Raw genomic sequence first — 13,564 nt, 5'->3', positions numbered from 1 at the left:
CAAAGGCACACCCGGTTATCAAGAACCTTATAGAGGTTCCATGATAACTTCTAAATCAAATTATACGAGGGGGTAAATAACATGGATGTATTGCTGTTACAAATTTTCAATAGCCTGAGCGTAAGTTCCATTTTGTTGCTCATAGCACTGGGGCTCGCCATAACGTTCGGCCTGATGAACGTAATCAACATGGCCCATGGTGAGTTAATTATGATTGGTGCCTACGTAACGTATGTAGTGCAAATACTTTTTGAAAGGTATGTCCCGGGAAGTTTGGATTTCTATTACCTAGTAGCTATTCCTTTATCATTTTTAGTATCTGCATTTTTCGGTTTTCTGCTGGAACGTGGTTTGATCCGCTTTCTTTATGGGCGACCGCTGGATACTTTGCTGGCTACCTGGGGGATTAGCCTGATTTTTCAGCAAATCGCTCGTGACATTTTCGGAGCACCTAATGTCGAGGTTAAAACACCCAGTTGGCTTAAAGGGGGTGTTGAGGTCATGAGCGGTTTGCAACTCCCTCTTAATAGGTTGTTTATTATTGCCCTTGCCATAGTATGTCTTGTAGGCATCTACGTCTATATGTATCATTCGGCTGCTGGTTGCAGGATGCGCGCGGTGATGCAGAACCGTGCCATGGCAAGTTGCTTAGGTATCCCAGCCGGTAAAATAGATGCTTACACATTTGCGATAGGTTCCGGTTTAGCGGGGGTAGCTGGTTGTGCTCTATGCCTTCTAGGGCCCATCGGGCCATCTATTGGAACATATTACATTGTCGATGCGTTCATGGTAGTTGTATTGGGTGGGGTTGGAAAATTAATCGGCACCGTTGCCGCAGCAGGAGTTATTGGTGTACTGAACACTACTTTTGAGTTTGGGAGTACGGCTACCATGGGCAAGGTACTGGCGCTTGTCATGGTAATAGCATTTTTACATTGGAAGCCATCAGGACTAGTATCCTTGAAAGTACGTACCCTTGATTAGATGGGGGGAGATGATGGTAACAGTGAGTAAATTGCGTTTGGATAAGGAATGGCTCCTTTTTGGATTGATGATAGTTGTTTTATTATTAGCTCCTACTTTTCTCTCTGATTTTCGATTAAGCCTACTAGCTAAATTTTTAACTTATGCTATTGTCGCCATCAGCTTAGACTTGCTGTGGGGTTATGGGGGAATGTTAAGTTTGGGGCAAGGTGTGTTTTTTGGGCTAGGAGCTTATTCTATGGCTATGTACCTTAAACTAATGGCAGCTGGCAGTGCGTTACCGGACTTTATGGTTTGGAGTGGTTTGACAGAACTTCCATGGTTCTGGAAACCGTTTCATTATGCTTGGTTTGCGATAGGAGCTTCGGTTATAATCCCAGCCATGGTTGCCGCTATTATAGGTTTTGTTATATTTCGCAGCCGGATACGTGGTGTATATTTTTCTATCCTTACCCAGGCGCTCGCCCTCGTAATTACTATCCTTCTTGTTGGTCAGCAACCCTACACCGGTGGAACGAATGGTATTACTAACTTTTCCACAATTTTAGGTTTTTCTCTGAGTGATACTTCTACTCAGACGACATTGTATTTTATAACGGTAATTTGTCTGGCCTGTGTTTACATCCTGTGTCGTTGGTTGACCGGTTCGAGATTTGGCAGGATATTGATTGCTATTAGAGATGCTGAGGCTCGGGTTAGATTTTGTGGTTACAATACAGTCATGTTTAAAGTCTTCACCTTTGCTCTTTCCGCTGGCTTGGCTGGGTTAGGTGGTGCGCTTTTTGTTCCTCAAGTTGGAATTATATCTCCAGCCATGATAGGTGTAGTACCGTCGATTGAAATGGTAATATGGGTAGCTGTAGGCGGGAGAGGAACTTTGATCGGTGCTATTCTGGGAGCGTTAATAGTCAACGGAGCCAAAAGTTACCTGAGTGAGTCGTTCCCGGATGCATGGTTATATTTACAGGGACTGTTGTTTATTGCCGTTATTTTATTAGTTTCTGGTGGAGTAATGGGGATCTTCAAGAAGTTGAACAAATCTCAGAAGATAACAGGTTCCGCTATAGCTCTCGCTCCATCCATAGGAAAATCTACTCAAATATCTAGGAGATAAAGGAGGTTGGTTATGGCTGGGACAGTAATCTACGTGGAAAATCTTACGGTAAGTTTCAACGGATTTAAGGCCCTCAATCAGATGAATTTTTGCATGAGATACGGTGAACTGCACTTCCTGATTGGTCCTAACGGGGCTGGCAAAACCACACTGTTGGATGTAATTTGTGGGAAGTTAAAGCCGACCCGGGGTAGGGTGATTTTTAAAGAGGAAGTTGACATTGGGAAACGACAGGAGCATGACTTGGTTAACCTTGGTATTAGTAGGAAGTTTCAAACACCATCGGTATTTACGGATCTCACAGTATACGAAAACCTTGATCTTGCCTTGCGCCGAAAGAGGGGAATTCTCTCCGCTTTGTTCCATAAGACAACTCCAGCAGAAGAAGAAAGAATAATTGCAACCTTAGAAAACATAAGGCTAACCGACAAGATACATGTTAAGGCTGGCCTGTTATCCCACGGTGAAAAACAGCGCCTGGAGATTGGTATGTTGTTGGTTCAAGACCCGGAGTTGTTGTTGCTCGATGAACCTGTTGCGGGATTAACCAAGAGTGAAAGGCAGAAAATAGGGGAACTTCTCCAGTCTATTTCCCAAAGGTGTTCCGTTTTAGTAGTCGAGCATGATATGGGATTTGTAAGGCAGTTTGCCCAGCGGGTAACTGTAATGCATGAAGGTAAAGTGTTGAGCGAAGGGAACGTTGCCAGAATACAAAGTGATCCAAAAGTGATCGAAGTTTACTTGGGCCGGGGTGGGGATAATTCATGCTAAAAGCTGAGCAGTTAAGCGTTTCATATGGTGAAAGCGTTGTTTTAAATGATGTTAACCTACAAGTTCCCAGTGGTGCTATTGTTTCTCTGATAGGCCGAAACGGCGTGGGAAAGACTACTCTGTTAAAAGCCATAATGGGCTTGCTGCGCCCAAAGAAAGGGAAAATTACCCTGGGCGGAGCTGATATCACTACTTATCCACCGGATCGAAGGGCTAGGTGCGGAATCGGATATGTGCCACAAGGCAGGGAAATATTTCCATATCTAACGGTTTATGAGAATCTTTGCGTGGGTCTCAGTGAGCGGGATGACCTTGTTTTAGAAGAAGTGTTAGATCTATTTCCAATGTTAAAAAGTTTGTTAACCCGTATGGGAGGGAATCTTAGCGGGGGACAGCAACAGCAGTTAGCAATAGCCAGGGCTTTGGTTAGACGGCCTAGAATTTTGCTTTTGGACGAACCCACCGAGGGTATTCAACCCTCTGTGGTGACTGATATTAAGAGAGTAATAAAGACGATAAACAAGAAAAAGAATGTCTCCATTCTGTTGGTTGAGCAGTATTTGGATTTTGCATTAGGTGTGGCGGATTATTTCTATGTCATGGAAAATGGGCGAATTGTTTTGCAGGGAGTGACTAGGGACGTAGAATTGGAGAAATTGAAAGAACACCTGGCGGTATAAGCTTTAATTCACTAGTTAATTAACCGGGGAGGCGAGATGTTAATGCGTTTGACGCCGCGGGAGCAGGAGAAGTTACTTATTTTTTTAGCGGCTGAACTGGCAAGAAAAAGAAGAGCTCGCGGATTAAGACTTAATTACCCTGAAGCGGTAGCCCTTATTAGTGCTGAGATTTTAGAGGGTGCTAGAGACGGCAAAACGGTGGCCGAGCTGATGCAACTCGGTGCCCAAATACTTACAAGAAATGACGTTATGCCGGGGGTAGCGGAAATGATTGATGAAATCCAGGTAGAAGCGACATTCCCGGATGGTACTAAGCTGGTTACTGTTCACAATCCTATAAGATAGGGGTGAAAAAATGAAGCCGGGTGAATACATTCTGGCAGACTCGCCTATTATTTGTAATCAGGGGCGTCACACGGTTACCATTACGGTGGCTAATATCGGTGACCGTCCAGTACAAGTTGGGTCCCATTTCCATTTCTTTGAAGTCAACCGAGCGTTAAAATTTGATCGGGCTAAAACTTTTGGTATGAGGCTGAACATTCCGGCAGGTACGGCAGTTCGCTTTGAGCCGGGAGAGGAGAAAGAGGTGACCCTAGTACCCATAGCTGGCCTGAAGAATGTTTACGGCCTAAATAATCTAACTCAAGGTTCGGTTAATGAAGAGAGGCGGAAGATTCAATGCTTAACAAAGGCTAGGGAGATAGGCTTTGAGGGGGTTACGGGCAATGGTGATGAAATTAAGTAGAAGAGAATACGCCGATATCTTTGGTCCCACCGTTGGCGATAAGGTTCGCTTGGCCGATACGGATTTGTTTGTCGAAGTAGAAAAAGACTTCACGGTGTACGGAGATGAATGCAAATTCGGTGGTGGGAAAGTAATCCGTGACGGGATGGGACAGTCACCAAGGGTGACGAGAGCCGCCGGTGCGTTAGATTTGGTTATTACTAATGCTTTAATCATTGACTACTGGGGCATCGTTAAGGCAGACATCGGAATTAGGGATGGATTAATTGTAGGTATAGGAAAAGCAGGTAACCCGGACATTATGCAGGGTGTAGACCCGAACCTGGTCATCGGAGCCAGTACTGAGGTAATTGCTGGCGAGGGCTTAGTTGTTACGCCAGGTGGGGTGGATACTCACATTCACTTCATTTGTCCTCAGCAGGTTGAGACTGCGCTCTGCGCGGGAATCACAACGATGATCGGCGGGGGAACCGGTCCTGCTACTGGTACCAATGCTACCACGTGTACGCCCGGCCCTTGGAACCTATACCGTATGTTGGAAGCAGCGGATGCATATCCGGTAAACATCGGCTTTTTGGGAAAAGGAAATGCATCCTTCCCTGAGCCATTAGTTGAACAAGTGAAGGCCGGTGCAGTAGGGCTTAAACTTCATGAAGACTGGGGTACAACTCCTGCTGCTATTGACTGTTGCCTCAGAGTGGCGGACGAATATGACGTGCAGGTGGCCATTCATACCGATACCCTAAACGAGGCAGGTTTTGTGGAAGACACCGTTAGAGCTATTAACGGCCGTACTATTCACACTTACCATACCGAAGGGGCAGGCGGGGGACATGCACCGGATATCATTAAAATTGCCTCTCAGCCAAACGTACTCCCCTCGTCAACCAATCCAACGATGCCATTTACGATTAACACAATGGAAGAACATTTAGATATGCTTATGGTATGCCATCACTTGGACAGCAAGGTGCCTGAGGATGTGGCTTTTGCGGATTCCCGTATCCGGCCCGAAACCATTGCTGCTGAGGATGTACTGCATGACCTGGGAGTCTTTAGTATGATGAGTTCTGATTCCCAAGCTATGGGTCGTGTAGGGGAGGTAATAATGCGGACATGGCAGACGGCAGACAAAATGAAGAAACAGCGGGGACGCTTGCCGCAAGAAGCTGGCAACAACGACAATTTTAGGGTAAAGCGTTATTTAGCTAAATATACTATAAACCCGGCCATAACCCATGGTATTGACAGATATGTAGGTTCGATAGAGGTAGGTAAATTAGCAGATCTGGTATTATGGAAGCCTAAGTTCTTCGGGGTGAAACCGGAGTTGGTGGTTAAGGGCGGTATTATTCTCATAGCTCAAATGGGGGATGCCAATGCATCCATCCCTACGCCACAACCTGTCCTAAGCAGAATAATGTTTGGTGGATACGGTCGGGCAATATATAGTACTTCTCTAACTTTTGTTTCCAAGTATGCTTTTGAGCACGGAATTACAGAGAGGCTTAAGCTTCAAAAGAAAGTCGTGCCGGTTGGCAATTGCCGCTCTTTGAGCAAAGAACAGATGATCCATAATAATGCTACTCCTTTTATTGAAGTAGATCCCGAAACTTATGAAGTCAAGGTAGACGGAGAGGTTGTTACGTGTGAACCGGTAAAGGAATTGCCATTGGCTCAGCGATATTTCCTTTTCTAATTTTATTTTGTTTCCTTAATTTACAAAAAGGCGTTGAGTACTAAAAAGGTATGAGCGGAGGGCATGTTATGTCTGTCAACCAACAATGTACCATTAATAGTTCTACTCTTCTCTGTACCTTGCAAATAGCAGACTCTCTGTTTCCGATCGGTAGTTTTACCCAATCCTATGGGCTGGAAACTTACGTACAGGAGGGAAGAATTTGTTCAGCTACTTCGTTAAAAGATTTTATGACAACATATGTACATTATATGCTGGGCTATACAGACTGTCTGGCCGCCTGCTTAGCTTACAAATATGCTAGTGATGATAATTTTGATTCAATTGTCAAACTGGATCAAATTATAACTGCTTTAAAAGCATCTCGCGAGGTGAGAGAGGCCAGTTTAAGGATAGGCAAAATGATGTTGAAAACGGTGGAACAGCTTTTTGGTTGTCCTTTGATTGAAAGATATTCCACGGTGGTTAATAAAGGCATTGCACAAGGACACCATGCAGTGATTTTTGGATTAGTCGCACGAAGCATTGGTTTATCACCTATACAGACCAATATAGTTTTTCTTTATAATGCTGCTGCAAGTATGGTCAATGCAGCTATAAAATTAATTCCCTTAGGACAAAGGGAAGGGCAAGGTGTTCTTTTTTCGCTTCACCCAACAATTATGGAAACTGCCCACAAAGTACTTTCCCTAGAGGAAAGAAATTTGGGGGCCTTTGCGCCAGCCCTGGAAATAAGGTGCATGGCTCACGAGAGGCTTTATACGCGTCTATTCATGTCATAAGGAGGTTATTAACGTGAAGCCAATTAAAATAGGAGTAGGTGGTCCGGTAGGTTCCGGTAAAACACTACTAATTGAAAGGATTACACGCCATCTAGTAAATAAATACGATATGGCGGTAGTGACTAACGATATTTATACTAAAGAAGATGCTGAGTTTTTGATCAAAAATGGTGTCCTTCCATCAGAACGGGTAGTGGGAGTTGAAACGGGAGGATGCCCACACACAGCCATCCGTGAGGATGCTTCGATGAACCTGGAAGCTATTGAGTTCTTACTACATAAATTTCCTGATCTTGACTTAATTTTCGTAGAAAGCGGAGGAGACAACCTGGCTGCTTCTTTTAGCCCGGAATTGGTTGATTTAAGTATTTATGTTATAGATGTTGCGGCAGGTGATAAGATTCCTCGTAAGGGTGGGCCGGGGATTACGAAATCGGATTTACTCGTGATTAATAAAATCGATCTCGCACCGTTTGTGGGAGCCAGTTTAGAAGTAATGGAACGCGACTCGCAAAAAATGAGGGGCGAGCGGCCTTTTGTTTTTACCAATTTGATTAAAGGAGAAGGGTTAGAGAAGGTTACCGCTTGGATTGAGAGGAATGCGTTTCTTGGGGAGTTACGATGAGGAAGAAATTGATCAAATACTCGCTAAATACAACTCGAATAGGAAAAGAGGGACGCCTTTATATCAGGTTGGCTATGAAGGACGGCTATACTTATATTGCTGATAGTTATGGACTAATACCATTGAAGATAGCCAAGCCCTTTTATTTGGATTCTACGGGAGAAATATTCCTCTATGTACTAAACCCCACTGGGGGAATTGTGCAAGGGGATCGCTATCACATGGATGTATTGTTAGAGCCAGGCGCACAGGCATTTATCACCTCACAGGCTGCTACGAAGGTATACCGCATGGAATGCGATTATGCTTCTGCAACCGAGTTTTTTGAAGTAGGGGAAGGAGCTTTGTTAGAATATTTTCCAGAACCGATTATTCCTTTTGCGGGCGCCCGCTTTGCTGGCGAAATGGAGGTAAAGCTTAATCAAGGGAGTACTGCCTTTATCGGTGAGGTATTGTTCCCCGGTCGGGCGAAAAGAGGAGAAATATTTGAGTACGATTTTTTCAACAGAAAGACAAAGGTTTTTTACCAGGGAGAAATTGTTTATTATGATTGGCTCGATTTAAGGCCGAAGGAGATTAAACCTGACTCATTCGGCATATTCGAAGGATACACCCATTATGGCCAGCTTATGATTTTTTCTAATGCAGCAGACAGGAACTTAAGTGATCTACTGCACGTTCTTCTACAAAACGTTCCCGGAATAATTGGTGGGGCATCTTTAACCTGGAAGCATGGTATTATTGTTCGCGCACTTAGTTCAAGCGGTATACATTTAACTCGAGCTTTGACTGAATGCTGGGATCTGGCCCGTAGGAAATTAATAGGTAGGTCTCTTCCCAAAATAAGAAAGTACTAGCATTCAAATAAAATATTAGTGGGGGAATAATATTACTTATTGTGAAGACATAGTTGTTAACTCTTATCTTACGGTCAAGTCCGATATTTTCTGTAAAAACGACTTCCGGTAAAATGGTCGGTTAACAAAACGGTAGAGTCTCGTACCTACATGGGCATAATCTTGGTTTTCAGCTTCTTGCTGCTGTTTCCATTCCTAGTACTGTACAGTTAAGCTTCCCTCCTAACACTTTAACTGGTAATATTAAAACAATCAGAAGGGGAGCAAAATAGATGCACAAGAAAAAATTGCCCGTCAAAGATTAAGTGTGTAGAGCTGGCTGAGGCCCTGGGAAATGTAAGCGAGGCCTGCCGTCGCAGGGGTATATCCAGAACCCAGTTTTACGAGTATAAAAGACGCTTTCAGACGCATGGCCTGGAGGGGCTAAAAGACCTGCCCCCAATCCATAAGAGTCATCCTCAAACCACACCTCAGGAAATCCAGGATAAAATCGTAGAACTCAGCCTTCAGCATCCCGGCTGGGGATGTGCGAAATTGAGCGACATGCTTAAACTGCAGGGAATCAGCGTTAGCCCGCCTACCATCCAAAACATTTTACACAAAAACGGCCTGGGCACCAAGTATGAACGCCTTCTCAGGCTGGAAGAAAAAGCAGCTCGAGAAGCAATAACCCTTACCCCGGAGCAGATAGCCTTAATTGAAAAGGCTAATCCCTGTTTCAGAGAGCGGCATGTGGAAAGCAGCCGTCCCGGGGAGTTATTAGCACAAGATACCTTCTATGTGGGCCATTTAAAAGGTATCGGCAAAGTATACCTGCAGGCAGTAGTAGACACTTACAGCAGCTATGCTTTCGGCTTTTTACATACCACCAAACTGCCCGAATGCAGCGTAGCTATTCTACACAACGATGTACTGCCTTTCTACAGGCAATACGGACTTAAACTCACGTTTGACAGTTTAACCTAAAAAACAGTGCCCATGTGCTGGAAACCGCATAAAATAAGCATTTAGTTTCAGGGCAAGGCCGAGATGTTGTGCTACGTCTTACAGTATATGGTTTGTGTAGTGTGGCTATTCATGGTATAATAGTTATGCCATGTATATCAGAACCAAGGTTTTCAAGAACAAAGATGGTAGCACACGAACCTACCTGTATATTGTCCGTGGCCGGCGAGTTAATGGCAAGGTCCGCCAGGAGATAGTGGCGAATCTGGGACGCCTGGAAGAATTGCAGGAGAACGGTCTTGACCAACTCATCGAGGGACTGGCCAGGTTCTCCAGGAGACAGTGGATCCAGGCACAGGCCAAGGAACTTGAGGCGAAGTGGGCCAAGGAATTAGGCCCTGCCCTCGTATTCAGACGACTCTGGGAAGAGCTTAGCCTTGACCGGATTCTGAAAAAGCTTCTCGCCGGCACGCAGATAACGACTAATGTGGAAGAAGCCGTATTTGCCATGGTGTTGAACCGTCTTTGCGATCCCCAATCGAAACTTGGGGTGAAACGGTGGTTGGAGACCGTCTATCGGCCTGAGTTTGAACAGCTTGAACTTCACCATTTCTACCAGTCCCTTGACTTTTTGGCCGAGCACAAGGAGCAGATTGAAGTTCAGCTCTTCGACCGGGTCAAAGATCTTTTTAACGTTGAGTTGGATCTCGTCTTTTGGGATACTACTTCAACATACTTTGAAGGCCAGGGACCAGAAGGTCTGGCTGAATACGGGTTTTCGAAAGATAACCGGTCAGACCGGATGCAGGTCCTGATCGGAATCCTGATGACCCGGGACGGGACCCCTGTGGCCCACCGGGTCTTTCCCGGGAACACAGCCGATGTCAAGACCTTCCGGGCGGCCATGGATGATCTAAAGGGTCGGTTTATGATTCGCCGCGTTATCCTGGTCGGGGACCGCGGTATGGTAAGCAAGAGAGTTCTCAGAGAGATCGAAGCTTCAGGCCTGGAGTACATTGTTGGCGTCAGGATGCGGAAGCTCAAGAGCATGGCCGAGGTTTTAAGCCGGGCCGGGCGTTACCGTAATGTCAGAGAGAACCTCAAGGTTAAGGAAGTCCTGCATGAAGGTACTCGATACATCGTCTGTTACAACCCCGAAGAAGCCGAACGTGATAGAAAGGCCCGTGAAACGATGGTGGCAAAGCTCGAAGAAAAGCTCAGATCTAATGGTCTGAAACCGTGAAGATCAACCTCGAAGGCCAGACTTACCTTGCCCGGACGGAACTTACGGGAAAAGCCTTCGATGCGTTCAAGGCACTGGGGCTTCGACCCCCATCGCAGGTAGAAGTTGTGCCGCCCGTTTAAAGTTAACGGCAACTTGGGTGTTGTGGTACGTGGCCCTTGCATACCCGCAAACCCTTGAGTTTTCGGGATTTTTCAAGGTTCGGGTGTCAAACTAAAGTTAAAGTAGACGCCATACTTACGGATAACGGTAAAGAGTATTGCGGTAAAGAATATCATCACCCTTACGAGCTATATCTTGCTTTAAACGACATTGAACACCGGCGAACGCAGGTCCGTCGACCCCAGACCAATGGTTTTGTAGAGCGATTTAATCGTACGGTGTTAGACGAGTTTTTCCGTGTAGCTTTTCGCGAGAAGTTTTATGAGAGTGTAGAGGCTTTACAGGCTGATCTTGATCAATGGTTGATTCATTACAACACTGAACGTCCCCACAGGGGCTATCGAAATATGGGTAAAAGGCCTATTGAGACTATAACCGAATATCTGGAAAAAATGGAAGCTGATAAGCCGGTTGGTGTCCAGGAAGAAGCTTAACTGTACACTTAAGAAAAGTTCTAATACCGATTTTTACCACTTACTTGCAATACAATGTGTATTTCAAATACTCTTCAAATCCTTTAAGCTGATTATCAATTTTCAACAAGCTCAAAATAATAAAATTAATAAAGTATAATTTACCCACAAAAAAATATCATTTCTGATAGAAATTAAAAAATGTTAGAAATTAATTTTTATGGGCCCCTTTTAGGGAAGTAATTACTTTACCCATTATTTTTTAAGCAAAATTTAGCAAGTCTAAGAAAATAAAACTTATTCTATCAAACCTTAGAACTGGCGCTCGTGAATCGTAAATATGGCCGAATATGGCCAGTAGGATTGCAATATCTAGGGAGCGAAAGCGAAGAAAGGGACTTGACATTTTTAAGAGACAGGGAAGCAACGTATAGGCAAGGCTAAAGGCAAAAGGTATACCAGGGAAGAGATTTAATTAAGACAGTGCGGGCAAGTAATGAAGGAGCTATATGTAAGGGAGTAGTTGTAAAAAACTACTCCTTTTAGCTTTAAAGGCAAAGGCTAACAGTTGCTGCTGCGAACCCAGCCGTATGCATAGTCTTCAGTTTGCGTATAAGATGACTTTCCAAGGGTAGGGGGAACCTTTTTGCCTGTTTCACGCTGTTCAAAATAATATACCGGAAATAACGCCGGCGGCGTGAGTTTTTTCTCTCTTTGGAGTTGCAACACTTTACCATTCTTCACGCCCGACCGGACAGGCGGTATCTATTTTGCCGTGAATATTTTCAGGTGTGACCCGGGACATGAGCTTTTCTAAAGTATAACGCTTCCGGTGGATGATGATAGTGTTATTATCTAATTGAAGTTCAACAGGTGTTCCTTCAGAAAAGCCAACTTTTTCGGCAAATATCTTGGGAATACGAATTACAAAATAATCGTTACCCCACTTTTCGATTGTGGAGTGCATATATTGCATATACTTTCCTCCTTATGGTCTAGAAAGCCCGTAGAGCCGTTTTTTTTAACTACCCAAAGTTTATTGCTTCCTTATTTTTTTTTAAGGACCTCAAAACGCCCGGTATAAATGGTTAATTTGTAAAATTCAGGTTATTTTTCTTTCGTGCTTTCGAGCATGTAGCGTATTACAGGAGTTTCCCAATTTTCCTTTCGCAGCTTTTGAATTCGCTTGATGCGCTCAATATCACGCTTTGAATAATAGCGGTGCTTGCCTTTTTCTTTGCTGCGCCGTTCTAAAAGTCCTTGAGATTCGTAATAGCGGATAGTTGAAGTGCTGATTCCCGTTATACGAGCAACAGCAGAGATGCGGAAGATGGGCTCATCCTCCGGAACCTGGTCTAAATTAAGAACTTCATGTTTCTTTTTACTCATATTTCAACACCTCAATTATCTCATTCTTTATTAATAAGTTTTATTCCTGCTTATTTATTTGGAAAAAATGGTGATTTTATTGAGATTATCTGCTAATATCTTTGAATTTCGCCTGTTTTTATAGTGATATGTAATTATGTTGTCTTGGTGACATGTTGCTTTAGTGATATGTTTCCAAGTCACTATGTTGACATGACTTGGTACTGGCGAAACAGTTTGCCATGGTAGTCGAAGGACGCGAAGCAACTTGGTGTGGATATGTATAAAATTGCAGATAATATGCATTATCCGACGTTTTGGGCCACAATTTTGCGGATAATTAACCGATTCTGAGGTAGTAAGCCTGCAAAAAAATGTCGGATAAGTAAAAATGGCCGGTGTTACCCGGCTGTTTTTTTAAGTATGCCCGGCCCCCGCTGCCTGACCGGGCGTTGGTCCTACCGCTTGCAATCGCAGACGCGGTATAATCGTCGTCCAGTAGGACCTCCCGCGCGTGTAAGTGTATATCTAAATTATACCACAAAATGGGAGGTTACAAAACATGGAGAAAATTTTAAATGCTTTTGAAGGCTATCTTCGAGGAGAAAAAGATGTAAGCCCGGCGACTATCCGTTCATATCTGAGCGACTTGAAAAAGTTTATGCGGTGGTATTTTGAAACTACCGGTGACCCTGTTAGGGTTGATGCAGTTGGTCCGCTTGATATTGCAGAATTTAAGCGATACATGTTAAACCAAAACCGGAAACCTGCCACAATTAACCGAGCATTAGCTTCTCTTTCTACTTTCTTCACCTGGGCGGTGGGGCAAGGTCACGCCGCCCAAAATCCTGTCAGCGGCGTGAAACCGGTGCGGGAAACAAGGTCAGCTCCCCGAGCTCTTGGACGGCGTGAGCAGTTAGCGTTGATGCGGGCAGTGCAGAAAAGCGGGCGGGTGCGGGATATTGCTTTAGTGACCCTACTCCTTCATACAGGGTTAAGGGTATCGGAAGTATGTGCTCTCACCCTTGAGGACATTACTCTCCGGGAGCGCAGCGGCGTTGTGGTAGTCCGCTCCGGCAAGGGCAGCAAGCGGCGTGAGGTGCCGCTTAACGCTACGGCGAGAAAAGCGTTAAAGAATTGGCTCGCTGTCCGAGGTGAAGCTCCCGGTCCGCT

Annotated in this window: 13 protein-coding genes and 3 pseudogenes; 14 read left to right on the top strand and 2 right to left on the bottom strand. The window is 44.6% G+C overall.

All coding sequences use genetic code 11. The features are described 5' to 3' along the window. The first annotated feature begins 81 nt into the window (after positions 1 to 81). The 13 genes and pseudogenes from urtB to KKC1_RS08570 all read left to right on the top strand — a co-directional run. Positions 82 to 984, top strand: coding sequence for an urea ABC transporter permease subunit UrtB (urtB, locus tag KKC1_RS08630; protein ID WP_088554062.1), 903 nt, complete (start codon positions 82 to 84; stop codon positions 982 to 984). Between the two features lie 13 nt (positions 985 to 997). Beyond that, positions 998 to 2,098, top strand: a complete 1,101-nt coding sequence (urtC, locus tag KKC1_RS08625; protein ID WP_368731566.1) for an urea ABC transporter permease subunit UrtC — start codon at positions 998 to 1,000, stop codon at positions 2,096 to 2,098. Positions 2,099 to 2,110: 12 nt separating this feature from the next. Further along, positions 2,111 to 2,869 (top strand): urea ABC transporter ATP-binding protein UrtD, encoded by a 759-nt coding sequence (urtD, locus tag KKC1_RS08620; protein WP_088554060.1) that lies wholly within the window; start codon positions 2,111 to 2,113, stop codon positions 2,867 to 2,869. Further along, on the top strand, positions 2,863 to 3,549 hold the full coding sequence (urtE, locus tag KKC1_RS08615; protein WP_088554059.1) for an urea ABC transporter ATP-binding subunit UrtE: 687 nt from the start codon (positions 2,863 to 2,865) through the stop codon (positions 3,547 to 3,549). Before urtD ends, urtE begins: the two co-directional genes overlap by 7 nt. A gap of 42 nt (positions 3,550 to 3,591) precedes the next feature. Next, complete coding sequence (gene ureA, locus KKC1_RS08610) at positions 3,592 to 3,894, top strand: urease subunit gamma (protein WP_088554058.1); 303 nt, start codon at positions 3,592 to 3,594, stop codon at positions 3,892 to 3,894. Between the two features lie 10 nt (positions 3,895 to 3,904). After that, complete coding sequence (locus tag KKC1_RS17800; RefSeq protein WP_088554057.1) at positions 3,905 to 4,297, top strand: urease subunit beta; 393 nt, start codon at positions 3,905 to 3,907, stop codon at positions 4,295 to 4,297. After that, positions 4,278 to 5,996 carry an urease subunit alpha gene (gene ureC / locus KKC1_RS08600; RefSeq protein WP_088554056.1) on the top strand — a complete coding sequence of 573 codons (1,719 nt, stop codon included), beginning with the start codon at positions 4,278 to 4,280 and terminating at the stop codon, positions 5,994 to 5,996. Before KKC1_RS17800 ends, ureC begins: the two co-directional genes overlap by 20 nt. Before the next feature lie 68 nt (positions 5,997 to 6,064). Next, positions 6,065 to 6,778 (top strand): urease accessory protein UreF, encoded by a 714-nt coding sequence (locus tag KKC1_RS08595; protein ID WP_088554055.1) that lies wholly within the window; start codon positions 6,065 to 6,067, stop codon positions 6,776 to 6,778. Between the two features lie 13 nt (positions 6,779 to 6,791). After that, positions 6,792 to 7,403 (top strand): urease accessory protein UreG, encoded by a 612-nt coding sequence (gene ureG, locus KKC1_RS08590; RefSeq protein WP_088554054.1) that lies wholly within the window; start codon positions 6,792 to 6,794, stop codon positions 7,401 to 7,403. After that, positions 7,400 to 8,260 carry an urease accessory protein UreD gene (locus KKC1_RS08585; RefSeq protein WP_088554053.1) on the top strand — a complete coding sequence of 287 codons (861 nt, stop codon included), beginning with the start codon at positions 7,400 to 7,402 and terminating at the stop codon, positions 8,258 to 8,260. The genes ureG and KKC1_RS08585 overlap by 4 nt, the downstream gene beginning before the upstream one ends. 268 nt (positions 8,261 to 8,528) lie before the next feature. Further along, a pseudogene (locus tag KKC1_RS08580) lies at positions 8,529 to 9,199 on the top strand (helix-turn-helix domain-containing protein); the annotation flags it as partial. Positions 9,200 to 9,356: 157 nt separating this feature from the next. Further along, a pseudogene (locus KKC1_RS08575) lies at positions 9,357 to 10,442 on the top strand (IS1634 family transposase); the annotation flags it as partial. Between the two features lie 230 nt (positions 10,443 to 10,672). Further along, positions 10,673 to 11,044: pseudogene (locus KKC1_RS08570) on the top strand (integrase core domain-containing protein); the annotation flags it as partial. A gap of 709 nt (positions 11,045 to 11,753) precedes the next feature. On the opposite strand, the gene KKC1_RS08565 reads toward KKC1_RS08570, so the two are convergent. Beyond that, a complete protein-coding gene (locus KKC1_RS08565; protein ID WP_238134248.1) occupies positions 11,754 to 11,999 on the bottom strand; it encodes an AbrB/MazE/SpoVT family DNA-binding domain-containing protein in 246 nt (81 codons plus the stop codon). Positions 12,000 to 12,130: 131 nt separating this feature from the next. Further along, positions 12,131 to 12,412 (bottom strand): helix-turn-helix domain-containing protein, encoded by a 282-nt coding sequence (locus KKC1_RS08560; protein WP_088554050.1) that lies wholly within the window; start codon positions 12,410 to 12,412, stop codon positions 12,131 to 12,133. Positions 12,413 to 12,953: 541 nt separating this feature from the next. On the opposite strand from KKC1_RS08560, the gene KKC1_RS16285 reads away from it, so the two are divergent. After that, positions 12,954 to 13,564: tyrosine-type recombinase/integrase (locus KKC1_RS16285; protein WP_088554049.1), on the top strand; the 611-nt coding region annotated here is incomplete at its 3' end.

Origin of the sequence: Calderihabitans maritimus (assembly GCF_002207765.1) — a bacterium.
In the GTDB taxonomy this organism is placed as follows: Bacteria; Bacillota; KKC1; order Calderihabitantales; family Calderihabitantaceae; genus Calderihabitans; species Calderihabitans maritimus.
Note: the sequence above shows the minus strand (reverse complement) of the source record. Positions and strands in the feature narration are given on the sequence as shown.